31 protein-coding genes are annotated in these 25,757 nt (G+C 53.5%); 10 read left to right on the forward strand and 21 right to left on the reverse strand.

The window, feature by feature from the left end:
- Positions 1–5: 5 nt before the first annotated feature.
- Positions 6–902: a siderophore-interacting protein gene (locus OGV83_RS13080; RefSeq protein ID WP_286463762.1), complete on the forward strand. Its 897-nt coding sequence runs from the start codon at positions 6–8 to the stop codon at positions 900–902.
- Between the two features lie 64 nt (positions 903–966).
- Here the strand turns inward: OGV83_RS13080 and ompC are convergent, their stop codons facing one another.
- A complete protein-coding gene (ompC, locus tag OGV83_RS13085) occupies positions 967–2,148 on the reverse strand; it encodes a porin OmpC (protein WP_153257675.1) in 1,182 nt (393 codons plus the stop codon).
- Positions 2,149–2,556: 408 nt separating this feature from the next.
- Between ompC and OGV83_RS13090 the strand changes: the two genes are divergently transcribed.
- From OGV83_RS13090 to OGV83_RS13100, 3 genes are all read left to right on the forward strand, one after another.
- The gene (locus OGV83_RS13090; RefSeq protein WP_049010001.1) at positions 2,557–3,252 is read left to right on the forward strand and encodes a phosphohydrolase; all 696 of its coding nucleotides are present in this window, start codon (positions 2,557–2,559) and stop codon (positions 3,250–3,252) included.
- 72 nt (positions 3,253–3,324) lie between these two features.
- Positions 3,325–4,758: a DNA cytosine methyltransferase gene (locus OGV83_RS13095; RefSeq protein ID WP_071258789.1), complete on the forward strand. Its 1,434-nt coding sequence runs from the start codon at positions 3,325–3,327 to the stop codon at positions 4,756–4,758.
- Complete coding sequence (locus tag OGV83_RS13100) at positions 4,739–5,209, forward strand: very short patch repair endonuclease (RefSeq protein ID WP_047462890.1); 471 nt, start codon at positions 4,739–4,741, stop codon at positions 5,207–5,209. The genes OGV83_RS13095 and OGV83_RS13100 overlap by 20 nt, the downstream gene beginning before the upstream one ends.
- Here the strand turns inward: OGV83_RS13100 and yedA are convergent.
- A complete protein-coding gene (yedA, locus tag OGV83_RS13105) occupies positions 5,198–6,118 on the reverse strand; it encodes a drug/metabolite exporter YedA (protein ID WP_012131887.1) in 921 nt (306 codons plus the stop codon). The genes OGV83_RS13100 and yedA overlap by 12 nt on opposite strands.
- Before the next feature lie 177 nt (positions 6,119–6,295).
- Between yedA and OGV83_RS13110 the strand changes: the two genes are divergently transcribed.
- The 3 genes from OGV83_RS13110 (at position 6,296) to dgcQ (ending at position 9,282) form a co-directional block, all read left to right on the forward strand.
- Complete coding sequence (locus OGV83_RS13110) at positions 6,296–7,207, forward strand: DUF808 domain-containing protein (protein ID WP_049010009.1); 912 nt, start codon at positions 6,296–6,298, stop codon at positions 7,205–7,207.
- Between the two features lie 78 nt (positions 7,208–7,285).
- A complete protein-coding gene (locus OGV83_RS13115; RefSeq protein WP_024130230.1) occupies positions 7,286–7,468 on the forward strand; it encodes a YodC family protein in 183 nt (60 codons plus the stop codon).
- A gap of 98 nt (positions 7,469–7,566) precedes the next feature.
- Entirely contained in the window at positions 7,567–9,282 is a 1,716-nt protein-coding gene (gene dgcQ / locus OGV83_RS13120; RefSeq protein WP_286463771.1) for a cellulose biosynthesis regulator diguanylate cyclase DgcQ, read from the forward strand.
- A gap of 170 nt (positions 9,283–9,452) precedes the next feature.
- Here the strand turns inward: dgcQ and yodD are convergent, their stop codons facing one another.
- The gene (gene yodD, locus OGV83_RS13125; protein WP_024130232.1) at positions 9,453–9,680 is read right to left on the reverse strand and encodes a YodD family peroxide/acid resistance protein; all 228 of its coding nucleotides are present in this window, start codon (positions 9,678–9,680) and stop codon (positions 9,453–9,455) included.
- Positions 9,681–9,810: 130 nt separating this feature from the next.
- On the opposite strand from yodD, the gene dsrB reads away from it, so the two are divergent.
- Positions 9,811–9,999 (forward strand): protein DsrB, encoded by a 189-nt coding sequence (gene dsrB / locus OGV83_RS13130; protein ID WP_012131894.1) that lies wholly within the window; start codon positions 9,811–9,813, stop codon positions 9,997–9,999.
- 54 nt (positions 10,000–10,053) lie between these two features.
- Here the strand turns inward: dsrB and rcsA are convergent, their stop codons facing one another.
- From rcsA to fliF, 14 genes are all read right to left on the reverse strand, one after another.
- On the reverse strand, positions 10,054–10,677 hold the full coding sequence (gene rcsA / locus OGV83_RS13135; RefSeq protein ID WP_047462896.1) for a transcriptional regulator RcsA: 624 nt from the start codon (positions 10,675–10,677) through the stop codon (positions 10,054–10,056).
- Between the two features lie 280 nt (positions 10,678–10,957).
- On the reverse strand, positions 10,958–11,752 hold the full coding sequence (fliR, locus tag OGV83_RS13140) for a flagellar biosynthetic protein FliR (protein WP_012131896.1): 795 nt from the start codon (positions 11,750–11,752) through the stop codon (positions 10,958–10,960).
- 6 nt (positions 11,753–11,758) lie between these two features.
- Positions 11,759–12,028 carry a flagellar biosynthesis protein FliQ gene (fliQ, locus tag OGV83_RS13145; RefSeq protein WP_012131897.1) on the reverse strand — a complete coding sequence of 90 codons (270 nt, stop codon included), beginning with the start codon at positions 12,026–12,028 and terminating at the stop codon, positions 11,759–11,761.
- A gap of 9 nt (positions 12,029–12,037) precedes the next feature.
- On the reverse strand, positions 12,038–12,775 hold the full coding sequence (fliP, locus tag OGV83_RS13150; RefSeq protein ID WP_012131898.1) for a flagellar type III secretion system pore protein FliP: 738 nt from the start codon (positions 12,773–12,775) through the stop codon (positions 12,038–12,040).
- Complete coding sequence (fliO, locus tag OGV83_RS13155; protein WP_286463773.1) at positions 12,775–13,149, reverse strand: flagellar biosynthetic protein FliO; 375 nt, start codon at positions 13,147–13,149, stop codon at positions 12,775–12,777. Before fliO ends, fliP begins: the two co-directional genes overlap by 1 nt.
- 2 nt (positions 13,150–13,151) lie before the next feature.
- Positions 13,152–13,565, reverse strand: a complete 414-nt coding sequence (gene fliN / locus OGV83_RS13160) for a flagellar motor switch protein FliN (RefSeq protein ID WP_012131900.1) — start codon at positions 13,563–13,565, stop codon at positions 13,152–13,154.
- On the reverse strand, positions 13,562–14,566 hold the full coding sequence (fliM, locus tag OGV83_RS13165) for a flagellar motor switch protein FliM (protein WP_012131901.1): 1,005 nt from the start codon (positions 14,564–14,566) through the stop codon (positions 13,562–13,564). The genes fliN and fliM overlap by 4 nt, the downstream gene beginning before the upstream one ends.
- Before the next feature lie 4 nt (positions 14,567–14,570).
- Positions 14,571–15,038, reverse strand: a complete 468-nt coding sequence (gene fliL, locus OGV83_RS13170; RefSeq protein WP_047462901.1) for a flagellar basal body-associated protein FliL — start codon at positions 15,036–15,038, stop codon at positions 14,571–14,573.
- 104 nt (positions 15,039–15,142) lie between these two features.
- Positions 15,143–16,357 (reverse strand): flagellar hook length control protein FliK, encoded by a 1,215-nt coding sequence (gene fliK / locus OGV83_RS13175; RefSeq protein ID WP_058669299.1) that lies wholly within the window; start codon positions 16,355–16,357, stop codon positions 15,143–15,145.
- Positions 16,354–16,797, reverse strand: coding sequence for a flagellar export protein FliJ (gene fliJ, locus OGV83_RS13180; RefSeq protein ID WP_012131904.1), 444 nt, complete (start codon positions 16,795–16,797; stop codon positions 16,354–16,356). Before fliJ ends, fliK begins: the two co-directional genes overlap by 4 nt.
- A 21-nt stretch (positions 16,798–16,818) precedes the next feature.
- Positions 16,819–18,189, reverse strand: a complete 1,371-nt coding sequence (fliI, locus tag OGV83_RS13185) for a flagellar protein export ATPase FliI (RefSeq protein ID WP_012131905.1) — start codon at positions 18,187–18,189, stop codon at positions 16,819–16,821.
- Complete coding sequence (gene fliH, locus OGV83_RS13190) at positions 18,189–18,893, reverse strand: flagellar assembly protein FliH (RefSeq protein WP_071258771.1); 705 nt, start codon at positions 18,891–18,893, stop codon at positions 18,189–18,191. The genes fliI and fliH overlap by 1 nt, the downstream gene beginning before the upstream one ends.
- Positions 18,886–19,884, reverse strand: coding sequence for a flagellar motor switch protein FliG (gene fliG / locus OGV83_RS13195; RefSeq protein ID WP_012131907.1), 999 nt, complete (start codon positions 19,882–19,884; stop codon positions 18,886–18,888). The genes fliH and fliG overlap by 8 nt, the downstream gene beginning before the upstream one ends.
- Entirely contained in the window at positions 19,874–21,550 is a 1,677-nt protein-coding gene (fliF, locus tag OGV83_RS13200) for a flagellar basal-body MS-ring/collar protein FliF (protein WP_047462912.1), read from the reverse strand. The genes fliG and fliF overlap by 11 nt, the downstream gene beginning before the upstream one ends.
- Before the next feature lie 216 nt (positions 21,551–21,766).
- Between fliF and fliE the strand changes: the two genes are divergently transcribed.
- Positions 21,767–22,081: a flagellar hook-basal body complex protein FliE gene (fliE, locus tag OGV83_RS13205; protein WP_012131910.1), complete on the forward strand. Its 315-nt coding sequence runs from the start codon at positions 21,767–21,769 to the stop codon at positions 22,079–22,081.
- Positions 22,082–22,146: 65 nt separating this feature from the next.
- Here fliE and OGV83_RS13210 read toward each other — a convergent pair whose 3' ends face one another.
- The 4 genes from OGV83_RS13210 to yedE all read right to left on the reverse strand — a co-directional run bounded on the left by OGV83_RS13210 (position 22,147) and on the right by yedE (position 25,105).
- Positions 22,147–22,836 (reverse strand): LbetaH domain-containing protein, encoded by a 690-nt coding sequence (locus OGV83_RS13210; RefSeq protein ID WP_286463776.1) that lies wholly within the window; start codon positions 22,834–22,836, stop codon positions 22,147–22,149.
- 116 nt (positions 22,837–22,952) lie between these two features.
- Entirely contained in the window at positions 22,953–23,540 is a 588-nt protein-coding gene (locus OGV83_RS13215) for an acyltransferase (protein ID WP_286463779.1), read from the reverse strand.
- 129 nt (positions 23,541–23,669) lie between these two features.
- Positions 23,670–23,903, reverse strand: a complete 234-nt coding sequence (gene yedF / locus OGV83_RS13220; protein WP_000790504.1) for a sulfurtransferase-like selenium metabolism protein YedF — start codon at positions 23,901–23,903, stop codon at positions 23,670–23,672.
- Complete coding sequence (gene yedE, locus OGV83_RS13225) at positions 23,900–25,105, reverse strand: selenium metabolism membrane protein YedE/FdhT (protein WP_286463780.1); 1,206 nt, start codon at positions 25,103–25,105, stop codon at positions 23,900–23,902. Before yedE ends, yedF begins: the two co-directional genes overlap by 4 nt.
- A 186-nt stretch (positions 25,106–25,291) precedes the next feature.
- Between yedE and yedD the strand changes: the two genes are divergently transcribed.
- A complete protein-coding gene (yedD, locus tag OGV83_RS13230) occupies positions 25,292–25,705 on the forward strand; it encodes a lipoprotein YedD (protein ID WP_047463076.1) in 414 nt (137 codons plus the stop codon).
- Positions 25,706–25,757: the final 52 nt, after the last annotated feature.

Genomic DNA, 25,757 nt, shown 5'->3' on the forward strand with positions numbered 1-25,757 from the left:
AAGTTATGGCTGGAGTTCAGGGCTACCGCCTGTTCAACGTTCAACTGGCGCGTAAGACGGAGGTTTCCCCTTCGCTGCTGAGCCTGGTTTTCAGCGGGCAGGAGGTGGCGCAGATGAAATGCGACTCGCCGGATCAGCGCATTAAGATGTTGTTTCCGTCTGAAGACGGTACGCCGCCGTCGTTGCCTGCCGAAGGGCACTGGTATCAGCTTGTACTGGGGATGCCAAAAGAGAAGCGCCCGGTTATCCGCACCTATACGCTGCGACATGTCGATCCTGCTCGCCAGGAGGTCACCGTGGAATTTATCAATCATGGTACAGAAGGACCGGCTTCGGCATGGGCGATTAACGCCAGACCCGGCGACGCCATTCAGATGGTGGCGCCTGACGCGGCGTATGCTGAAGACAGCGGCGGCTATGAATGGACGCCTCCCCAGGGACTGCGGAATGCGTTAATCATTGCTGATGAGACGGCGCTCCCCGCCGCGCGCGGCATCCTTGAGATGCTGGCGAGACAGACCAACCCGCCACAGGTTCAGGCGTTCTTTGAAGTTCCTGAACAGGGCGACTGCGCGAATTTAAGCGAGTTTAAGTTCGCCGACATTTTTTGGTTGCCGCGTAACCCCGCAGCGGCGAAGCGCGGTGAATGCCTGATTCAGGCCGTAAAAACGCATGCCAGAGTACCCGAAAGTCGCCATCCCGATACGGTGGATACGGTGAAAGAAGAAGCCGAAGGGGAGCTTCTCTGGGATAAGGCCACGACCAGCAGCACGGCGTTTTATGGGTGGGTGGCCGCAGAGTCCACCGTCGTCAAACTGCTGCGCCGCCATCTAATTGGCGAGCGTGGCGTCGAGCACAAAGCGATTAACTTTATGGCATATTGGTCTAAAGGGCGCGCGTGATAATAAAAAGCCCGCATCATGAAATTATTCCATTATGCGGGCTTAGTGCAGTATCTAATGAATATTAGAACTGGTAAACCAGACCGACGGCTACGATATCATCGGTTGCGATACCGTTGTCTGCGTAGAAGCTATCGTCTTCATCCAGCAGGTTGATTTTATAATCAACATAGGTGGACATATTTTTGTTGAAGTAATAGGTCATACCCACATCAACATATTTCACCAAATCTTTATCGGTGTAACGCCAGTTGCCGTGTCTTACTTCCTGACCACCTAAGTCTTTGCCTTTAGATTGCAGGTAGGCAATAGACGGGCGCAGACCGAAATCAAACTGATACTGTGCAACAACTTCAAAGTTCTGCGTTTTGTTGGCGATACCGCCATTAAGTTCGCTGTCGCCATTGCCATAGTAAGTCATATTACGGGTTTCAGCGTACATGGCGGCGAGATAAACATTGTAGGCGTCGTATTTTGCACCAACGGTCCAGGCTTCAGCTTTATCACCGCCAGCATAGTTATTACGCTGGTTCATGCCGTCACCGTAACCACGAGCAACCTGAGCATCGGTACGATCGGAATTGGCGTATGCCGCACCCAGGCTTAAACCGAAGTCGAAGTCGTAGGAGGTGGACATACCGAAGCCGTCGCCGTTTTCTTTGGCCAGCTTGCGATTAGTACTGTTGCCGGAACCTTCCTGACCAAAACCGGTGCCTTCATTATTACCCTGATACTGGAGCGCAAAGTTCAGACCATCAACCAGACCAAAGAAGCCGTTATTACGGTAGGTTGCTACGCCGTTAGTACGGCCTAACATATAAACGTCAGTCTGAGTGTAAGTATCGCCGCCGAATTCTGGCAGCATATCGGTCCAGGCTTCTACGTCGTAAACCACGCCGTAGTTACGACCGTAATCGAAAGTACCGTTTTGACCAAAACCTAAACCAGCGAAGCCGAGACGAGTCCAGGAGTCACCTTTATCACCTTCAGTACCGTTGGCCTGAATGTTGTATTCCCACTGACCATAACCGGTTAACTGCTCGGCAATTTGCGTTTCGCCTTTAAAACCCAGACGGGCATAGGACATGTCGCCGTCGCTGCCTGCATCGTCAGAGAAATAACGCAGGCCATCAACTTTACCGTACAGGTCCAGTTTATTGCCGTCTTTATTATACACTTCAGCCGCATTTGCAGCGCCTGCAATTAATAGAGCAGGGACAAGCATCGCCAGAACTTTTCTTTTCATTATGTATTCCCTATAATAATAATTGATATGAATAAGTGATCGAATCCTGAAGATCACTGTTGAATACTATTCCAGGAAGTTCATTCTTTTTTAAATATTACATGTAACAAATGTATTTAAAATATTTCTAATTGTTTCTTTGGGTGCGATTATAAATAATTTAATATGTATTTATTGCTTTATATTTAACTGTGTTATGTTTTTCTTTTAATAAATTATGATTTACGTTTTTGGAATTTATTTTGTGAATATTTTATCGTAATTAACGCTATTTTAACGTCGTTCGGATTTTCTTTTTATTCCATTTATTGCCTTCGTCAACCTGTCTGATACCTCCTCCCGTAATCATTGAGCGTGAAGACAAGGCGGAATATTGCTAATGTTGCTTTCTGATTCAGAGGAGGCAGCGTGGATTTACACTACTGGCAATCGCAGTTCGAAGCGTGGTTGGGCAAAAATCACCACGAGCAGGATAGCGCTCATGACATTTTTCATTTTCGTCGCGTCTGGGGAACGGCACAAAAGCTGTCGACGGATGAGGATGTTGACTGGCTTGTTGTACTGACCGCGTGTTATTTCCACGATATCGTCAGCCTGCCGAAAAATCATCCCGATCGCCATCGTTCATCCGTGCTGGCCGCTGACGCGGCACGTCGCATATTAATGAACGATTTCCCTGCGTATCCTGAAGAGAAATTAGCGGCAGTCAGTCATGCGATTGAGGCGCACAGTTTTAGCGCCCACATTGCGCCAATGACCAGCGAGGCGAAGATTGTGCAGGATGCCGACCGGCTTGAAGCACTGGGCGCAATCGGTCTGGCGCGCGTGTTTGCCGTTTCCGGCGGGCTGGGCGTTTCGCTATTTGATGCTGAAGATCCCTTCGCGCAACGTCGCCCGCTTAACGATAAGCAATTCGCCCTCGACCATTTTCAGACAAAACTTCTGACCTTGCCGCAAACCATGCAAACCGCGCGGGGAAAGCTGCTGGCAGAGCATAACGCCGACTTCCTGGTGACCTGGATGGCGAAGCTAAGCGCGGAGCTAAGAGGGGAGTACGACACGTTGGATCAGACGGTAATTCAGGCTTTTAGCCGCGATAAGTAGCGACCATACCCAAAACGTAAACGCGTTCATTTTGTGTTAACCTGTCGAATATCAATTTCGCCGGTTAAATGTATGCAGGAAAATCTTTCAGTAACAGGTTTCCAGGATCTGATGACGGACAATGCCGGGGCTGCCGTACAGGCGCTGCTGGGCAAACTGCTGGAAATCTATGATGTGAAAACGCTGGTGGCGCATCTGAATGGCGTTGGGGAGAACCACTGGAGCCCGGCTATTTTTAAACGCGTCGTGGCGAACGCAACGGCGTGGCATCGTCTGAGCGAGAGCGAATATACGCACCTCAGGACATTGTTGCCAACGCCTCCGGCACACCATCCGCATTATGCCTTTCGTTTTGTCGATCTCTTCGCCGGGATCGGCGGAATTCGCCGTGGCTTTGAAGCGATAGGCGGGCAGTGCGTGTTTACCAGCGAATGGAATAAACACGCGGTACGCACCTATAAAGCCAATTATTACTGCGATCCACAACGGCATCATTTCAATGAAGATATTCGCGATATTACGCTGAGCCACCGCGACGGCGTGAGCGATAGCGAAGCGGCGGAGCATATTCGCCAGCACATACCGGAGCACGATGTTCTACTGGCCGGTTTTCCCTGCCAGCCATTCTCTCTGGCAGGCGTATCAAAGAAAAACGCGATGGGACGGGCGCATGGTTTCGCCTGCGATACGCAGGGGACGCTCTTTTTCGATGTCGTGCGGGTTATTGACGCCCGACGCCCGGCGATTTTTGTGCTCGAAAACGTCAAAAACCTGAAAAGCCACGACCAGGGAAAAACGTTTCGCATCATTATGCAAACGCTTGACGAACTGGGGTATGACGTCGCTGATGCTGCGGATAACGGGCCGGACGACCCGAAAATTATTGATGGCCGCCATTTTTTACCCCAGCATCGGGAGAGGATTGTGCTGGTGGGGTTCCGCCGCGATCTTAATCTGAAAACCGATTTTACGCTGCGGGATATTGCCACCCGCTATCCGCAGCAGCGCATCACGCTGGCGGAGCTGCTTGAACCGGCGGTTGAAGCGAAATATGTGCTGACGCCGGTATTGTGGAAGTATTTGTACCGCTACGCGAAAAAGCATCAGGCCCGGGGTAACGGTTTCGGCTATGGGATGGTCTATCCTGCGAATCCCGGCAGCGTAACGCGCACATTGTCGGCGCGTTACTATAAAGATGGCGCGGAGATACTGATTGACCGTGGCTGGGATATGGCCGCAGGAGAGGCGAATTTCGACGATCCGGTGAATCAGCAGCACCGTCCACGCCGGTTAACGCCCAGAGAGTGCGCGCGGTTAATGGGATTTGAATCGCCGCAGGGATATCAGTTCCGCATTCCCGTTTCAGACACCCAGGCCTACCGTCAGTTTGGTAACTCCGTCGTGGTTCCGGCATTTGCCGCAGTAGCAAAACTGCTGGAGTCGAGAATTAAACAGGCCGTTACATTGCGCCAGAAAGAGAGCCAGCATGGCGGACGTACACGATAAGGCGACGCGCAGCAAGAATATGCGGGCGATAGCCACGCGCGATACGGCGATAGAAAAACGCCTTGCCGGTCTGTTGCAGGAGCAGGGGATGGCGTTTCATGTGCAGGACGCCACGTTGCCCGGACGCCCGGATTTTGTCGTGGATGAGTATCGCTGCGTTATCTTCACGCACGGCTGTTTCTGGCATCATCACGACTGCCACCTGTTCAAAGTTCCCGCCACGCGTACCGAGTTCTGGCTGAACAAAATCGGTAAAAATGTGGAGCGCGATCGGCGAGACATGCTGAGGCTTCGCGAGCTTGGCTGGCGTGTGCTGATTGTCTGGGAGTGTGCTTTGCGTGGCCGGTTGAAACTCAGCGACGCCGCACTGGCGGAACGGCTTGAGGAGTGGATCTGCGGCGGTGGCCCCACCGCGCAGATCGACACGCAGGGTATTCATTTACTGGAGTGATTTCTCCGATTCGCTCACTGCGGTCGCGGGTCTGGCGGGAAACAAATATTTCCCCAGCGTCACCAGAACGACAGCGAAAACAATTACCCCTAATGCCAGCCACTCGACGGAAGAAAGGCTTTCTCCCCCCAGACCTGTTCCCAGTAACACCGCCACTACCGGGTTGACGTAAGCGTAACTGGTCGCCAGCGCCGGGCTGACATTACGGATCAAATACATATAGGCGTTAATGGCGATAATGGAACCGAATAGCGCCAGATAACCTACCGCCATGAAGCCGGAGAGCGTCGGCATCGTCGTCAGCTTTTCCCCGGCGATAAAGGAAGCGAACATCAGCACAACACCGGCAGCCAGCATTTCAATCGCTCCGGCCATCATGCCTGTCGGCAACGCGATGCGGGCGCCGAACACGGAGCCGAATGCCCAGCTCATCGAGCCAATCAGGATCAACAGCGCGCCCCAGGGGTTGCCGCTCAAATTTCCGCCGCTATTGAGCATGATGATCCCCGCCAGGCCGATGGCGATGCCTGTCCACTCCAGTTTTCGCGTTTTAATGCCAAAGAAATGGCTGAAGCACAGCGTGAATAATGGAACCGTCGCGACTACCACGGCGGCGATACCGGACGGTACGTCCTGATGTTCCGCTACGGTAACCAGACCGTTCCCCACCGCCAGCAGCAGAATGCCAATTAGCGCGGCATTGAGCAATTGACGCAAAGGGGGCAGTTTATGCCCACGAAGAAGTAAGAATGTTGTTAACAAAATCCCCGCAGACAGAAAACGGACGCCCGCCATCATCAGCGGCGGCCAACTCTCAACGCCAATACGAATAACGAAGTACGTGGAACCCCAAATGATATACAGCGCGAAGAGCGCGCTAAAAAGTGGTAGTAACTGCCTGAAACGCATAATCCCTCACGGCGGAAATAAAAAGGTGCAACATAGTAAACGTCAAAACTATCGCGCTGGCGAGCGTTATAATTGCACTCTTTTGTTAAATTTTTGTTGACGATTGCTACCCGTTTCGGCATTACGTTTTTTACTTCATACTTACCTCTTCAAAAGAAAAATATTGAGGGATTTATTTTGGCAGGAAGTAGTTTGCTGACGTTGCTCGATGACATCGCCACGCTGTTGGATGATATCTCGATGATGGGAAAACTGGCCGCGAAAAAAACGGCAGGCGTATTGGGTGATGACCTGTCGCTAAACGCGCAGCAAGTGACGGGCGTGCGGGCGAACCGCGAACTGCCGGTCGTCTGGAGCGTGGCGAAAGGGTCGTTGATCAACAAGGTCATCCTGGTGCCTCTGGCGCTGCTGATCAGCGCTTTTATCCCGTGGGCGATTACACCGTTGTTGATGATTGGGGGCGCTTTTCTCTGTTTTGAAGGCGTAGAGAAAGTTTTACACACGCTTGAGGCCCGAAAGCACAAAGAGAGCCCGGAGGCGCGTCAGCAGCGTCTGGCCGCGATCGCCGCACAAGATCCTCTCACGTTTGAGAAGGAGAAAGTGAAAGGGGCTGTGCGCACCGACTTTATCCTTTCTGCGGAGATCGTCGCGATTACGCTGGGAATTGTCGCGGACGCGCCGTTGCTCAATCAGGTTCTGGTGTTGTCCGGTATCGCGCTGGTGGTGACGATTGGCGTTTATGGTCTGGTGGGACTCATCGTAAAACTGGACGATATGGGGTACTGGCTGGCGGAAAAACGCAGCGTACTGGCTCAGGCGGTGGGCAAAGGGTTACTGGTTACGGCGCCCTGGCTTATGAAGGCGCTGTCCATTGTCGGCACACTCGCGATGTTCCTGGTGGGGGGCGGGATCGTGGTGCACGGCATCGCGCCATTACACCACGCGATCGACCATTTTGCTCAGCAGCAGAATGGTCTTATTGCGCTCACGCTTCCCATGTTGATTAATCTGGTGCTCGGTTTCATCATCGGCAGCGTGGTGGTAGGACTGGTAAAAACTGTTGCCAACGTTCGCGGTGGTTCGCACTAATTTATGCCTCGCCGGATTATGCAAAAAAGGCCATCGTCGTCTAAGGTGAAAAAGTTTCACTGGATACAGGAGGCAGGTATGGTCTTTTTTGTCAGTGAGGAAGTTATCGCAAAAGAAGGTGGTCCACGCATGATCGTAACCGGTTATTCCAGCGGCATGGTGGAGTGCCGTTGGTATGACGGTTTTGGCGTCAAACGGGAAGCATTCCACGAGAATGAACTTATGCCCGGTGATGGCAGGCGGTTGCGGGAAGATGTCTGATAAAGGAACGCCCGGTTAATGCCGGGCGTTTTGTTACCCCAGAAAATTGCCGTTGAGTCGCGACACATAGTTCAGGAATAAAAGTAGGGAGCCGTCAGGTGCCGCATGAAACAACGCCAGGAAACTGGAGCTGGCTGAGAACGTTAGCACGACGCTTTGGGCCAGGCCATGTCGTAAATATCTGTTTTCTGGTTGTGATGATTTGTTCAACATTGCTGACCTGGCGTGAAGTGGTCGTGCTGGAGTCGGCATACCGGGCCAGTCAACGTAACCATCTGGAAAACGTCGCTAATGTGCTGGACAGACAGCTGCAATTCAGCGTGGATAAACTCTTGTTTCTGCGCAACGGTATGTACGAAGCGCTGGTCACGCCGCTCGATTTTTCCGACCTGCACGATGCGGTGGCGCAATTTGCGCAACTGCGCGGCAAAAGTTTCTGGCAACTGGAGCTCGACAGACGGCGAACGTTACCGCTTAACGGCGTCTCTGACGCGTTTGTTAGCCGTACAACGCTTCTCACGCGGGATAACGATGCGCTGGCAAACGAGTTAAGCGCCGCGCTGGAACTGGGGTATTTGTTACGGCTGGCGCATTCTTCTACCATGCTGGCGCAGCGGACAATGTATGTTTCGCGTTCAGGCTTTTATGTCTCAACTGAACCCACAACCAATGGCGGCGACATTATGTCCCGTTATTACCAGTATGTGATCCAACCCTGGTTCAGCGGGCAATCCCAACGACAAAATTCAGCGCGCGGCGTGCGCTGGTTTAGCTCGCCGGTGCCGGGCGGCGAAGTGCAACAAAAAGTCACCGTGAGCCTGTCGCTGGATAACGAAAGACACTGGTATGGCGTGCTGGCAATGGATATTCCCGTGTCATCCATGAAGCGTTTCCTGGAGGATGCGGTCGAAAAAGATTCCGAAGGGGAGTACCAGCTCTACGACTATCAGCTCAGGCTACTGGCGACCTCAACGCCGGAAAAGCGTCAGGTTAATACCTTTGATGACCTTGAACTGGCGTTGCTCGCGAATGACATCGAACATGATACGCATGGCGGTATCCGTATGGGCAGCCGCTATATCAGTTGGGAAAGGCTGGATCATTTCGATGGCGTGCTTTTGCGTGTTCATACCCTGAGAGAAGGCGTGCAGGGGGCTTTTGGCAGTATCAGTATTGCGCTTGGTCTCCTGTGGGCGCTTTTCACGATGATGTTGCTCATCTCATGGGTTGTTATCCGCAAGATGGTCAGCAATATGTTTGTGCTGCAAAGTTCCCTGCAATGGCAGGCCTGGCACGATCCTTTGACACGGCTGTATAACCGTGGCGCATTGTTTGAGAGGGCGCGCGTACTGATACAGCGCTGCCACGAGCAGCGACAGCCGTTTTCCGTTATTCAGATCGATTTGGATCACTTTAAGAGCGTCAATGACCGTTTCGGCCATCAGGCGGGAGACCGGGTGCTCTCCCATGCCGCCGGGCTTATTAGCGGCACAATACGTTCGCATGACCTTGCCGGGCGCGTAGGCGGCGAAGAGTTCTGTATTGTCTTACCGGGGACGACGCTGGCGCAGGCAGCACAGATCGCAGAGCGGATACGCCAGCGCGTGAACGACAAAGAAATCCTGATCGCAAAAGGTACGACCCTGCGCATTAGCGCATCGCTGGGCGTAAGCGGGGCGCAGGAGAACGGAGACTACGATTTTGAACAGTTGCAGTCGCTGGCGGATCGCCGGTTGTATCTGGCAAAACAGGCCGGGCGCAATCAGGTTTGTGTCCGTGACGACCATCCCGCGCCGTCGCCTGATACACGCTGAACCATTAGCTGTATTAATCATTTCTGCGAGAAATATTTGCTTGTCATACAAAAAAATTGCAGATAAGGTAAAACGCACATCAGATTTTCTGGTGTAACGAATTTTCAAGTGCTTCTTGCATAAGCAAGTTTGATCCCGGCTCTGCGAGCCGGGATTTTTTTCACCCCAGATCAGCGATTGATTTCCGTGACGCTAAAATCATGAATATCGAGTTCAAACGCATCCGCTAATTCATGCCATGTATGATAATCGCGGCCATCCACACTGACTTTCTCAGGATCATCAGCGCTGCGATGAATTTCGCTCTCGCTGATTTCATTGATCGCCGCGAGCAGGGCGTCAACATCAACGCTGACTTCGCGCTTGGCCGTTTCGCTGTACTCTTTCGCGGTTTTCATCTTCAGTACCTCATTTAACCGTGGCATCTGTAAGTATAGACCGTTGAGAAAACCAGCAATCACGCGCGGCAGACGCTGCCAGAAAAAGGAATTTGTTCTACACTGGCACAAAGCCACAGGAGGATAATTGATGAAGGTGAATGATCGGGTAACAGTCAAAACAGACGGCGGCCCTCGTCGGCCAGGCGTGGTATTGGCGGTTGAAGAGTTTAGTGAAGGTACGATGTACCTGGTTTCGCTGGAAGACTACCCGCTCGGTATCTGGTTCTTCAATGAGTCAGGCCATCAGGATGGGATCTTTGTGGAAAAAACAGAGTAATGTGATTTTGTCGCTTTTACCCTGACTGGTGGAATATCCACCAGTCAGGGGGCCTCATCGCATGTTAACAAAAATTCCGTTTGTCACGTTATCCGTCAGCCGCACGACATGATAGATAACCTGTTTATTATGCGTTTTTATCTTCCGTTTAATATTCCCTTTGTGGGATGACACCGTCTTTGCCTTGATATTCATTTGATCTGAAATCTGTATTGTTCCCTGTCCATCCATCCACATTCGCAACATACTGGATTCAGTACGGCTTAAAGATAACGTAGGTAAATTTACTACTCCTACAATATCCGTCTCTTTTTTCAGAATATCGCCAAGAATATCATCCAGAGAATCGGGCTTAATTGATTTTGAACTAATCAATAAGTTTTTTCTTACTAATAAGTATTCATCAAAATGCACATTAGCAATTGCCATAAAAACAATAAATAACGTGTTGGGATGCTGATTAATGATCTGCTTTATTTGCTGACTGTTAGATGGATCATGGATGAAACAGTCCTCATTAATAAACACCACAGAAGGCTGCTGTGAGTCACAAGCGATGGCGAGTTCGTCAACGGTCTCAATGTCGTTGATTTCCCTTTTTTTCACCCCTCTGCTTACCAGATACCCGGTCAAACCTAGCCGGGTGTAACTGCATAAATCCATAATAATCGTTGACATGGCATACCCTCACTCAATGCGTAACGATAATTCCCCTTACCTGAATATCTCATCACAACCCAACGGAACAATAATAGTGACCTAAGATGACGCTTTCGCTGTTTTCAGGCGAACTTACTATCCCGTAAAGTTACGTATAATTTGCCAGGAATCTTCTCAAAGTAAAGTAAATGTTATGTTATGTGAGTAAGGTAAAAACAAATAAAGCGCAGCAGATATATCCTGGTAGATGTTTTTAGATTTTAAATTTAGGAAAATCCTTAGTAAGACAGGATAAAAATTATGGGTTATTGGTTGTCGGCATTTCGCTAACGATATCAGCAAGCAAATTGAAAATTTCACCGAATAAGTGTTCACAGAAAGGGGCAATTAATGGCATGAGCGCGGTTATTAACAAAATGCCGACGGATAAGGTTAACGGGAAGCCAATAACAAATACGGATAACTGCGGAGCCATACGGTTTAATAGCCCGAGCGACAGGTTGAGGGTGAGCAGTAACGTAATGACCGGCAAGGCTAACATGAGTCCGTTGAGGAAGATCAGTCCGCCTGCCCGGGCGAGCGCCAGAAACGCATTGCTGTTGACCGGGTCGCCGCCGATAGGCAGCGTATGGAAGGTGTCTACCAGCAGCGAAATCAGCCACAGATGGCCGTTAAACGTAAGAAACAGCAGCATGGCGAGCATATCGAGGATTCTGGCGAGTACCGGCATATTGAGGCGGCTGCCCGGGTCAACAAACGTGGCGAAAGAGAGACCCATTTGCAGACCGATGAATTCCCCCGCCGTACGCACCGCAGCAAAGGCAAACTGCATGGTAAACCCTAGCGCAATGCCGATCATGATTTGCTGCATGGCGAGCCATAAGGCTTCGGTGGAAAAAACAGGCACATTATTCGCCGGGAGTGAAGGGGCGATAATGAGAGTGATCATAAACCCCAGCCCCAGCTTTACCCGTTTGGGAACCGTGCGTTCACTGAGGATCGGTGCGGTAGAGATCAGCGCCAGTACACGTAACAGCGGCCAGAAGTAGAGGTTAAGCCAGTATAACCATTGATCGCTTGTGACCTGCAACATCGCGTCTTATCCGATGATATACGGCAAGTTACTGAACAGCGTACGCACGTAATCCAGCAGCAGGTTAAGCATCCAGGGGCCCGCCACAATAATCGCCGTAAATACCGCCACAATTTTCGGGATAAATGACAGCGTCATTTCGTTGATCTGGGTGGCGGCCTGTAAAATACTGATGATAAGGCCGGTAAACAGCGCAACCAGCAGCAGAGGCGCGGCAAGCGCAAGCGCGACCTTCATTGCCTCCGTGCCTATCATCATGACCGATTCGGGTGTCATTTCGCGCCTCTAACTGTAAAAACTTTGAGCAAGAGAGCCAACGAGCAACTGCCAGCCGTCGACCAGGACAAAAAGCATAAGCTTAAACGGCAGCGCAATGGTGGCCGGCGGCACCATCATCATCCCGAGCGCCATCAACACGCTGGCGATAACCAGATCGATAATCAGGAAGGGGATGAAAATCGTAAAACCGATCTGAAAAGCGGTTTTTAACTCGCTGGTGACGTAGGCCGGGAGCAAAATTCGCATCGGCACGGCTTCCGGCCCCTGTAGCGGGCCGCTGTTTGCCAGACGCGCGAACAGGCCCAGGTCAGCCTCACGGGTCTGCCGCAGCATAAACTCCCGTAGCGGCTGAGCGCCTTTTTCCAGCGCTTCCTGCATGGAAATCTTTTCTTCGCTGAAAGGCTGCCAGGCATCCACGTAAATTTTGTCGATAACCGGCGACATAATAAAAAACGTCAAGAACAGCGCCAGCCCGAGAAGCACCTGGTTTGGCGGCGCAGAGGGCGTTCCCAGCGCGTTTCGCAGCAAGCCGAAGACGATAATGATGCGGGTAAAGCTGGTCATCATCAGCAAAATGGCGGGCAGGAACGTCAGTGACGTAATAAAGACCAGCGTCTGTACCGGCAGGGACCAGCTTTGCCCGCCGCCGGGTAGCGGTTGGCTGACCAGTCCGGGTAATTGTGCGAACGCGGCAGGGCTGATAAACCACAAAGCCATTAGCGTGAGGGATAACAAACGGCGCATCAGGATCTCCCGGAACGCTTCAACAAACTCTTCATCATGGCCTGGAAATCCGCAGGGGCGGCCGGTTTTTCTTCTGCAACGACAGGCGCAGGGGGGAGGGTATGCAACACATTGACGTGCGTGGCCGTGACGCCCAGTACCAGCCGAGCGTCTTCAACATCGACAATGACCACGCGCTCACGCGGGCCCAGCGAGGTGCTGGCTGACACTCTCAACCCTCGCGTACCGGCGCCTTTGGGCGCAAACCCCAGGCGTTTAATGACCCAGGCTGCGACCAGAATCAACACGATGATCCCAAACAGCGCGCCGCTCACCTGAACTAACGGCGAGCCTGATACGGCAGAGGGCTGTGAAACGGTAGCCTGGGTTTTCATGCTTAACGGCTCAGACGACGCATACGTTCAGACGGCGTGATGATATCCGTGATGCGCACGCCGTATTTATCGGCGACCACCACGACTTCACCCTGGGCAATCAGGTAGCCGTTAATCAGAATATCCAACGGCTCGCCTGCCAGTCCGTCCAGTGCGACCACCGAACCCTGCGTCAGGCGCAGCAGCTCTTTGATGGTCATGCGCGTGCGACCCAGCTCCACGGTCAGCTTGACCGGAATATCCATGATTAAATCGATATCCTGTAGGTTTCCACTGACGTCGCCGCCGCCCAACTGCTGGAAGACGGCATCGGCCGCGCTTTTGCTGGTCGTTGTTTTTTGCTCGTTTAACGCGTCAGCCCACAGATCGTCCAATGCGCCGGTATTCTCATCGGACGGATTATTCATGTCACTCATTTGGGCTGTTCCTCATTCAGCGAATTCAAAATCGGGTTGATCAAATGCTCTACGCGCAACGCATACTGACCGTTCACGGTGCCATACTGGCTGGTCAGTACAGGTACGCCGTCCACATGAGCAATAATGCGGTCGGGTTTTTCAATCGGCAGCACGTCGCCGGGTTTCAGCTTTAATATCTGGGAAAGGCGCAGCGGGATGTCAGCAAAGTTCGCCACCAGCTCCAGCTCTGAATGCTGAACCTGACGCACCAGATTGTCGCGCCAGTTCTGATCTTCATGACGTGAGTTTTCCAGCGGCGGGTTCACCAACAGCTCCCGCAGCGGCTCAATCATGCTGAAAGGCAGGCAGATGTTGAACTCGCCTGTCAGGTTGCCAATTTCGACGTGGAACGGCGTGTTCACCACAATGTCGTTCGGAGAGGTGGTGATATTGGTGAATTTCACCTGCATCTCAGAGCGAACGTACTCCACTTCCAGCGGGTTGATCGCTTTCCACGCGTCGCTGTAGCTTTCAAGCGCCAGCTTCAGCATGCGGTTGATAACGCGCTGTTCGGTATGCGTAAACTCACGACCTTCCACCTTGGTCGGAAAACGCCCGTCGCCGCCAAACAGGTTATCCACGGCGATAAACACCAGACTCGGCGAGAACACCACCAGACCCGTACCGCGCAGCGGCTTCAGATGGATCAGGTTCAGGTTGGTCGGTACGGGTAAATTACGCGCAAATTCGTGATATGGCTGAATGCGGATCGCGCCCACGGTAATATCCGGGCTGCGACGCAGCAGGTTAAACAGTCCCATACGGAATTGACGCGCGAAACGTTCGTTAATGATCTCCAGCGCCTGTAGGCGCTCGCGCACCACGCGACGCTGTGTATTAGGATCATAAGGACGAATATCATTGTCGCCCACGCCGCCAGGGGTGGGTTCGTCTTTGGCCTCGCTGTCGCCGTTGAGCAGCGCATCGATTTCAGCCTGAGAAAGAATACTATCGCCCATGTCTTTACCGCAGAATGAAAGCTGTATAAAGAACGTCGGTGACTTCCTGTTTCGGTTGTCCAGCAACGAGCGGAGTAGAGAGCGTTTCTTTGATTGCCGCGATCAGCGTCTGCTTCCCGGCTTCCGTCGAAAGCGCAGTGGCATCCTGACGCGAAAACAGCAGCAACAGACGGCTGCGCACTTCTGGCAGGTATTCGCTCAGACGCGCGCGCGTCACTTCGTCCTTCAGGCGCAGCGTAATCCCGATATACAGCACGCGATCGGCATCGCCCAGATTGACGGTAAACGTATCCAGCGCGAAAAATACGGGCGCTGGCGGCGGTGGCGGGGCCGCGCTAGCGCTGGCGGTCGGGTGCTCCTGCATCCGCCAGTAGCTATAGCCGGCGGTTGCGCAGGCGGCAAGAGTAATCAACACCAGCAAAGGGATCCAAATTGAGCGTTTGCTCTTTCTGTTAATCGCGGAGTCAGTCATCAGATACGGGCTTCCTGTTTCGGTACAGCTTATTGGCTGATTATCCCGTGTCCTGTCCACGGCAAAGCGTGGAAAAGACGCGGATAATCATGCTACCTCTGGCGTTAGGCGAAGATATCCACCGCGCCATCGCCGCGAGCGGCAGCCTGGAGCGAGCCCGGCGTCGTCAGTGCGATGTCATCTTCGGCGGCAAAAGCCTCTTGTCCCTGTGCGCGGGAAGCGTGCTGCTGCTGGGATGACGACTGCTGCTGTCCGGCGAAACTTTCACTGCTGATACTGCTTTGTCCCAGCTGGATGCCGTTTTCCGCCAGTTGGGTACGCAGTACGGGTAACGCGGCTTCCAGTGCGGCGCGAACGTGGCTATGCGCTGACACCATTTGCAGTTGCGCCTGGTTATCATCCATTTTGAGGGAGATTTGAATCTGCCCCAGTTCCTCCGGGTGCAGACGCAGTTCCGCGCTCTGCTGCCCCTGGCGGGTAAATAGCGTCACATGCTGGCTTAATGACTGCTGCCACTCATGGCTGCCCAGCGGCGCGCTGAGCACCGGGGCGGCTGCGACAGGCGCGGGTTGCGTCTGCGTCGTCATACCGCCAGGCGTGGTCATGGCGCCAATGGTCGTGACCGGAGAAGGCGTGCTTTCCATGTCGGCTTTAGCGGCAGCGGCGGCGACCAGCGGCGTTACCGGCTGGTTGCTTGCTGAGTTTGCGGTGACGTCAGGCGCGGCATCCACTTTCCCTTTTTTCAGCTCGCCCGTCGTCAGCCCGGCGACCGCATCCTGCATAGCGGCGCGCGTATCGCCACGCAGCGATGCCGGGGCGGAGAGTGCGCCTTCAGCCGACGCGGTTCGCGTGGTTGGCGTCAGCGCCGGCTGGCCCGGTAACATGGCGAAGAGCGCGCTCAGATTCGCGAGGTCCTCATCGCTCAGCGCCGGTGCGTTGTCGTCCTGCCGGGCAGTCTTACTTAACGCGTTCAGGGCGTTGCTTTTCAGCGAAGGCGTCAGCGTGGACAGCAACTGCTGTGCCTCGGTCAGGTCTGCTGTGGCGTCATCCGTCAGCAGATCCTGGCGCGCCAGAAGATCGGCCAGCGCTGTCGTCTGCGGCGTATCGCCATTTTTTTGCAGCAATCCTTTTTGCAGTTTGCCGCCTGCCGCCTGGAGATCGGCAAGCGAAAGCGGGGCATCTTTACCCTGCGCGTCGCCTGCGCCCAAAGCACCGGCTAACAGCGCCAGAAAATCCTGGGCTGAATCGGCTGTTTTACCAGCCTGAAGGCCTGTCGTTACGTCTGTGTCGGTCGTGATCAGTTGGGGCAAGGTGATCATTCGGTTTTCCTCATTGCAGCACGCTGAGCAAATTCATCCATTTTTTTCTGGTCCAGGCGGTTTTCAGCCAATAACGCTGCCGCACTTTGTCTGTCCTGTAAGGTCTGCCAGGCCTGAAGCCGTTGTTTCTTTTCACGCCAGCTGTTCAGCGCCACGTCCACTTTTTGTGTCCACTGCGTCAGCTGCTGGCGATGCTGCTCAATGGCCTTCTCCAGCGTCTGAATAAATTGCTGATAGTTAATCCAGCGGTTGCTGGCAATCCCCTGGCCCATATCGGCATTGAGATTGTTGCGATACTCATGCTGATAATCGATCAGCATTTTCAGTTGTTCTTCCGCCTGCTGGAATCCGCGTCGCATTTCCCCTAATAAGAGAGCGGCATCATCCACTTCTTTCTCGGCCAGATCTTTTAATGTCGCCAGCGCACCATGTTGTGCCATGACCTATGCCCTCCTGCTTCATCACACCGTCGGGAAAATCAGTTCCAGCGCCTGGAGAGAATCTTCCCAGTCGGCTCGTTCGAAAATACCTTGTTGCAAAAACGCCTCCAGCTGCGGCCACAGCGCAATGGCTTTATCCAGCATGGGATCGCTGCCTTTGGCATACGCGCCGACGCTCACCAAATCGCGGTTACGCTGGAAACTGGACAGCAACTGTTTGAAATTCCGTACGCGTGCATAGTGTTGCTCGGTGATCAGCGACGTCATTGCACGGCTGATCGACGCTTCAATATCAATGGCCGGGTAGTGACCGGCTTCGGCCAGACGACGGGATAACACAATGTGTCCATCCAGGATCGCACGCGCCGAGTCGGCGATCGGGTCCTGCTGATCGTCGCCTTCGGTCAATACCGTATAAAACGCGGTGATGGAGCCGCCGCCGTGAATGCCGTTCCCCGCACGTTCCACCAGCGCAGGTAATTTTGCGAAGACCGAAGGCGGATACCCCTTGGTCGCAGGCGGTTCGCCGATCGCCAGCGCAATCTCACGCTGCGCCATCGCGTAGCGGGTCAGGGAGTCCATGATCAGCAGTACATGCTGCCCGCGGTCGCGGAAATCCTCGGCAATACGCGTGGCATAGGCCGCTCCCTGCATTCGCAGCAGTGGCGAGACATCCGCAGGCGCGGCAATCACCACCGAACGCGCGCGCCCGTCAGCGCCCAGAATGTTTTCGATAAAATCTTTAACTTCGCGGCCACGTTCGCCAATCAGCCCGACGACGATAACGTCCGCGCGGGTATAGCGCGCCATCATGCCGAGCAGAACGCTTTTACCCACGCCGGAACCGGCAAACAGCCCCATACGCTGTCCGCGTCCGACGGTGAGCAGCGCGTTGATGGGGCGGACGCCGGTATCCAGCACATGCTCAATGGGCGTTCGCTGCAAGGGGTTGAATGGCTGAGTGATTAACGCGCCGGTTTCCGTGGTGTCTGGCGCGGGAAGACCATCCAGCGGCTTGCCGCCGCCGTCCAGCACGCGCCCCAGCAGGGCAGGGCCGAGCGGCAGCTGTTTTCCGCTTTGCAGACCTTCCCCGGCAATATTTTTTGCGTAAACGCGTGCGCCGGGAAGAATGCCTTCGACCTCTTCCAGCGGCATTAAAAACAGCCGCTGGCCATTAAAGCCGACGACTTCGCTTTCCACTTCGCGTGTTTCCGTCCCGTCCTGCCGTTCAATGACGCAGGTCGCGCCGAGCGGCAGCTGCAAGCCGGTGGCTTCCAGCACCAGACCGGTGGCGCGGGTCAACCGCCCGTAGCGACGTACCGCCGGGAGCTGCGCCATTTTGGCTTCGAAGTTATCCAGCGTATTCAGCCAGCGGGTCAGGCGCGTAGTCATCAGACGACTCCGGGAGCCGCCAGGCGGCAGAGTTCTTGCCAACGCGTGGCGACGCTGGCGTCCAGATCGCCTTCATCGGCGGACACTTTACAGCCGCCATGATGCAGCGTGGGATCGCCGCGCAAACGCCAGCCGTGCAGGCTGAGCGTGGCCCCGAGCATCTCTTCGACGCGCTGTAAATCATCCGGGTGAACGCGCAATTGCGGTTTCCCGCTGAACAACGGTTCCTGTTGCAATAATTGCTGGATCTGTTTAATGAGCGCGGAGTTGTCCACCGCAGGCGTCTGGCCGATCACCTGGCGAGCGGCTTCCAGCGCCATTTGCATCAGGCGCGAGGCAATCACGCTGTCCAGCGCGTCCAGCGTATTCTGAAACTCGCTGACCAGTTGCTGCATTCGGGCATTCAGCGGCGCCTGTTGAGCGCGCGCCTGCGTCTGGCCTTGCTCCAGCCCTTGCGCTAATCCTTCCTGATAGCCCTGTTCGTGGCCTTTCTGGCGACCTTCGGCGAGGCCCGCGTTATACCCTTGCTCGTGCGCCTGCATTTTCAGCTGCGCCAGTTGCTGCTCAAGCTGCTGTTCGGCACTCAGCTCCGGTTCGTCATCGATGGCTATCGGTTCGTCGCGGTGCTCCATTGGCACAAACTCGGCCAGGGGAGGGACGAGATCGTCCGGTGTCCAGATCTGCCACGGCAATTCGTTAGACATAGGTATCCTCGCCGCTGCCGATTACCATTTCGCCGGTTTCCGCCAGACGACGCACAATAAGCAGAATGGCTTTCTGTTCGTTCTCCACCTGAGACAGACGTACCGGGCCACGGTTGGCGAGGTCGTCGCGCAGAATATCGGCAGCACGCTGCGACATGTTGCGCAGGAATTTCTCGCGTAGCGGCGGCTCGGCGCCTTTCAGGGCGATCAGCAACGACTCGGAATCCACTTCCTGCAACAGACGCTGGATGCTGCGATCGTCGACTTCCACCAGATTTTCGAACAGGAACATTTCGTCGATAATTTTCTGCGCCAGCTCGCCGTCGAATTCGCGTACGGCGCTGATAACCGCCTCTTCCTGCTGGGTTTTCATCAGGTTGATGATTTCTGCCGCGGTTCTCACGCCGCCCATTTTGCTGCGCTTGAGGTTCTGACCGTCGAGCAGACCATTCAACACTTCGGTCAGTTCCGCCAGTGCGGCTGGCTGTACGCCGCCGAAGGTCGCGATACGCAGCATGACATCGTGGCGCAGACGTTCGTCGAACAGCGCCAGAATATCGGCGGCCTGGCCGCGTTTGAGATGCACCAGGATGGTGGCGATAATCTGCGGGTGTTCGTCGCGGATAAGGTCGGCGGCGCTTTGCGGCTCCATAAAGTTGAGCGTTTCAATACCGCTGGCGGTATCCCGCGTTTCGAGGATATCTTCCAGCAGGCTGGCGGCACGCTCTTCACCCAGCGCTTTAACCAGCACGGAACGCAGGTATTCGTTGGCGTTGATGTTGAGTGCGGCAAACTGTTCGGCTTCTTGCTCAAATTCCGCCAGCACATCGGTCAGCTGTTTGTTGGAAATCTGGCGCACGTTCGCCATTGCCGAACTCAGGGTTTGCACTTCGCGCGTGGAGAGGTGCTTAAACACCTCTGCCGCACGGTCTTCGCCAATGGTCATCAGCAGGATGACGCTTTTATCGGTGCCGGTAAGTTTATTGCTCATGATCGTTATTCATCCACTGGCGAATGACCAGCGCCACGACGCGCGGATCGTTATCTGACATTTCGCGAATACGCTGGCTCATCACTTCTGCGCCCAGACGCTGGTTCGCCCGGCGCTGCTGGGTCTGTTCGTCTTTGCTGAGGCGAACTTCTACCGCTTCTTCGGTTTCCTGACGAACCTGCGCCTGTTCCTGCGCGACTTTCGTCTCTTCAGCGCGGCGAGCAAGCTGCGGTCGAACCGCTTTGCGCCACAGAATCCAGGCAACCAGCAGAACCAGGAGCCAGCGACCTGCGGAGATCAACTGCTCAATAAAGGCTTGCTGTTTCCAGAATGGCAGTTCGCCGCCCAGGTCGTCCGTTGCGGTAAACGGTGAATTCACCACGTTAAGGGTATCGCCGCGTTTGTCGGAGAAGCCCATTGCTTCTCGGGTCAGATCTTCGATCTGCTTCATCTGTTCCGTGGTTAACGGCAGCGGTTTGCCGTCCGGCAGGGCGCGGTAGTTCACCACGACCGCCACGGAGAGTCGCTGCACATCGCCCACGTTCAGTTTGGTGTGGCGAATGGTGCGATCCACTTCATAGTTACTGGTTTCGTTGCGCTGCGTATTGCGCGGCACATTGCTGTTCGCATTGTTGGTCGTCTGCGTGTTCTGCGCGTTTTGCTGATTAGCAGGCGGTGTGCTGATCGGCGCAGCATTCGCCGGCGCAGGCTGATTCGACAGCGCACCCGGTACCCCGCCCGGATAGCCGGAGCCGATTTGCTCGCTTTCATTAAGCTGGCGTGAGCGCAACACGGCCTGCGATGCGTCGCCGTTCGGACGGTATTGCTCTTCCGTCTGCTCTTTGTTGGCAAAATCCAGCTGCGCAGTAACCTGAGCATGGACGTTGCCATTGCCGACGATTGGCGAAAGGATCGATTCGATACGGCGCTGAATGCGTCCTTCCACATCGCTGGCGTATTTCAACTGCGCGTCGTTCAGATCGCGGCTGCTGGTATTGGACTGAGTCAACAGATGACCGCCCTGATCGACCAGCGTGACGTTACCTGGCGGCAGACCCGCAACGGCGCTGGATACCAGATGCACCACCGCGCTGATTTGCCCTTCATCCAGCGCGCGGCCTGGTTCAAGATTGACCGTTACGGAAGCGGAAGGGGATTTCTGCTCGCGCACGAACAGAGAAGGTTTCGGCATCGCCAGGTGGACACGGGCGCGTTTTACCGGCCCCAGGGTTTCGATAGTGCGGGCCAGCTCGCCTTCCAGCGCGCGCTGGTAATTGACCTGCTCGCTGAACTGGCTGATGCCGAATTTTTCCTGGTCTAACAGCTCGAAGCCGACAGCGCCGCCTTTTGGCAATCCCTGTTGCGCCAGGCGCAGGCGAAGCTCATGCACTTTATCGGCAGGCACTTCAATCGCCCCGCTTCCTTCGGTGAAGCGGTAAGGGATGTTCATCTGGGTCAACTGCGTGACAATGGCCCCGCCATCCTGATCGGAAAGGTTGCTGAACAGCGTGCGATAATCTGGCGCTTTCGCCCACAAAACCATAGCAACGATGATGGCAACGGCGGCTGATCCCGCCACAATCAGAGGAATTCTGGGATTCGCGCGCAGGCGATTAAGCCACTCGAGAGGTTTAGGTTGGGTTGCAGTCGATGCAGTCGCACTCATCTCGCACCTCGTGACTGATCGTGGACGGCGTTTTTTGCAAAGTGGAACAAGACTCACTCCCGGGTCAGCAAACTCGAAAAATTGACGGTCTCATTATTTGCGGTTTCGAATTTTTCTATGCGCCAAAAACCGAGGTTTTTTATCGCTATTTAGCGCCTTTATCTTATTGACAAACTGGTAATCTCTGCTGTGTAAAAAATCATCCAGGGGATTAGCATGTCAGCAATACAGGGGATTGAAGGGGTCATCAGCCAGCTACAGGCAACGGCGATGTCCGCACGGGCGCAAGACGCGCTGCCACAACCAACCGTAAGTTTTGCCGGTCAACTGCATGCGGCACTGAATCGCATCAGTGACACGCAAACCACCGCGCGCGTACAGGCAGAAAAATTTACTCTGGGTGAGCCAGGCATTGCGCTTAATGATGTGATGACCGATATGCAAAAAGCGTCTGTCTCAATGCAGATGGGCATTCAGGTGCGCAACAAACTGATGTCGGCGTACCAGGAAGTGATGTCGATGCAGGTTTAGCGCCTTTGGCACTGAAGACGATAATCATGCCCGGCATGATTCAACATGCCGGGTGGTGAGAGAAATTAATTAGCCTGCCACTTCATCTTGATAGCTTTGACTTCTGCAAGCAGATCAAGAGTCTTCGCTTCATCTTCGTTAAAGTCATACAAAAAGTATAAATTAATGCGCCTTAACCAGTTAACGAGATCTGAGTGGTCCCACCAGGCCAGATCGTTAAGAGATTCAATGATCTTTTCGGAGAATCTGAAACGGATTAAGCGTGCCGGGTTACCTGCATAGATACCGTAAGGCTCGGACCTGAAATTGGGGGGCAGCACAGAACGGGCGCCGATGATACAACCATTATTTATTTCACCTCCGCCTAGCATCAATATTTCGTCTCCAATCCAGACATCGTTTTTAATGATGGTATCGCTATATTGTGGCGGTTGCGGATTACGGAGTTCCGGATGAAAATACGAAAACATGGAGGTAGACATGGTATTAGTTTCATGTTGGCCATTGAGGATAAACTTTAGTCTTAACCCTCCGGAAACGAACCTTCCTACGCGCAGATTCTGTTTCCCCGCATCGTATTTTACAATTGAACCGACTCCAAATCCTGAACATTTACCTATGGACATAGTCCCAACATTAGAAGGCATCCCTAGCCAATCCTGAAAGAAGCCCTTAGGCAGGGTACTGAATAACCCATCTTTATATGTCAGAACATCAAAGTGTTTTGCCATCGGATGGTTTGAATCTACGCCCATACAGTCTTTTTCTGTATCAATATTCACATATCACCTAATAATTAACTGTCATTTTATTTTTTGTAATCTCTGGGACTTATGCTTGTCGATGAAGAAGTACTGTCCGTTTTTCTGCCTCAGAGGTTATTCAGAAATTGTTGTTCACTTTCAAGCAGTGTTCTTTTCCGTGCTTTAAGTCGTCTGGCCGGAGAGCCAAAGTAAACAGACCATGCTTCGGTATTTTTTGTGATGAATGAATTAGCGCCTACTGCACAGCCTTCGGCAACCGTCACACCTGGCATAATGATTGATTGAGAACCTATTATGGTATGTCTTTCTATTAAGATTGGTGCCCGTATCACACCAGTATATTTTGCCGGAACAGTTGGGTTTGTCATTACTGAACCATCATAATTATCACTGGTTGTGTAAAGTTTTACACCTTGCGATAGCCCGCTAAAATCGCTTAACACAACACCTGCTCCAGCGAAGATTGCACTATAGCCGCCAATATGAACATATGACCCGATATGTAAATACCCTTGGTTAACTGCTACAAGCGTAGTGTAGCCATCAATACGAACATGATGACCAATAATGATATTTTCCAGGCCGATAATCGTACAGTTTTTAGCGACCTGTACGTTTTCACCTACCGACTTAAAGCCAAATTGTCTAAGTTCATTCTCATTATAATATCCAGGATCAAACGGGTTTTGACTCATGATTAATCCCTCCAGTGAGTAAATGTTGAGGTTGTTACGTTTGCATGCTATCCCGTTACTAGCATAACGCGTTAAATGCTCAACAAACGAAGGAATACAAGAAGGGGAACATCTCTGTTCCCCGTTTAATTACTTCTGAATCAGATAGCGAATCGTTGGGCCATCCTGCTGAATATCCAGCACCGTATAGCCGTGATTGCGCGCATCCAGCGGAATATTATTGATGGATTGCGGGCAGTCGCTCACCACTTCCAGAATTTCTCCCTTTTTTAACTGCGGCATCGCTTCCAGCGTGGCGACGGCCGGGTAAGGACAGGGCTCGCCAACCATATCAAGACGGTAATCAGGAACGATATTTTTCATGCGGATTCCTTAGCAGGGGTTAACCCGGTGCGACGGAAGAAACGTTTTTCCCAGCCGATTATCAGCATCAGCGCGGCAAACAACAGCAGATAAGTGACCAGCAGGCCGCCCAGCGGGCCGAAGGTGTCGAGCAGATTCACTTTGTCCCAACGGGTTGCCAGCGCCGGGGCAAAATCATCCCAGTAATATGCCAGAATAGTGGAGCCGATAACGTTGCCGAGACCTACCCACCAGTAGTGCACCTGACCTTCCACGGCGCGGTACATCCAGCCGGTTTCACACCCGCCCGCCAGCACGATGCCAAAACCAAACAGCAGACCGCCGATAACGGCGTTTGGGCCAGCCCACATAATCTTCGCTTCCACGCCTAACTGCACGTAGCTGAAAATTCCGATAGCGCTCACCGCCATCCCGAAGATGATGGCTTTCGCCATATGGGAGCGACCAGTGATCCACAGGTCACGGAAGGCCGAGGTGAAACAAATTTGCGCACGTTCAATCAGCAGACCAAAACCCACGCCGAACAGCATGGCCAGCCCCAGTTTTGGTTGGTTCATCGCCGTCAGCAGCGCCCAGCCGATCATGCCGATAAAGACCAGCATCCCCAGACGGAAACGGCGGCGCGCCTGATCCGGCTTCTGCGTCAGCGGCGAGGCAGCGGAGACTTTCTGCATTTTGACCGGGATACGGAATATGGGCAGTAGCGTGAAGCGTGCGCCGAACCAGGAGCCGATGGCGGTTGCCAGCGCAAAGAACCAGGCATGAAGAGAAAACTGCGGAATACCGGTGAAGAAGGCTGCCAGATTGCAGCCCATCGCCATGCGCGCGCCAAAACCGGCAATCATCCCGCCGATAATCGCCTGCATAATGCGGATACGGCTGCGCGGCATACGTAATTTAACGTTGTTGGCCCACAGTGCCGCGGCAAAGCAGCCGCCGAACATGCCGAGGATCATCATCCCGTCGATGCGGGTAAGAGGGGAACCTTCCAGATGGATCAGCTTGTAGTAACCCCACTCTTCAGCATGAACGCCAAACAGCTGGAGGATTTGTCCACCCCAGCGGGTGAATTCGCCCGTAACAGCCCAGAACGTACCGGTGATACCGAAATAATAAGTGGAGAGAATACCTGCTGCGATGACCGCAGGGACAGGCGCCCAGAATTTAACTAACCAGGCTTGTTTGAATTGTTGCCATGACATGCTTTCTTAGCCTCTGAACTCAGAAGGAAAATAAAAGAAGAGCGGATAGTACACCGATCAGATTTTTTGCCTACTACTAATAAGAAGTAATATCGACTGGATCAATATTACTTGTTGGCCCTGAAAGGCTGGCGACATCAGGGCTTTAATGCCACAATCCTGTTTTCTTCGCATGCAGGATGAATGATGAAAAAAATAGCGATCGTTGGCGCATTTCTGGTCCTTACCGGGTGTGCAGAGGTACAGAATTATAACGATGTGGTGAAGACGCCAGCGCCAGCCGGACTGGAAGGATACTGGCAGTCAAAAGGCCCTCAGCGCAAACTGGTGAGCCCCGAGGCGATAGCCAGTCTGGTGGTGACCAAAGAGGGAGATACCCTGGATTGCCGTCAGTGGCAGCGGGTGATTGCCCTGCCGGGTAAACTGACGCTGCTTTCCGGTGATTTAACCAACGTTACGGTGAAGCGCGAACTCTATGAGATTGAGCGTGAAGGGAACACGCTGGAATATGATGGTATGACGCTGCAACGCGTGGACCGACCCACGACCGAATGCGCCGACTATTTATCGAAACATCCGCTCGCAAGTCAGTTACCGTAAACATTTTCGGTAAACGCTGGCGGTAATCATGTTGATGCCGGGGGCGCTAACG

Source organism: Citrobacter sp. CK189 (assembly GCF_030333505.1).
GTDB classification, from domain to species: domain Bacteria; phylum Pseudomonadota; class Gammaproteobacteria; order Enterobacterales; family Enterobacteriaceae; genus Citrobacter_B; species Citrobacter_B koseri.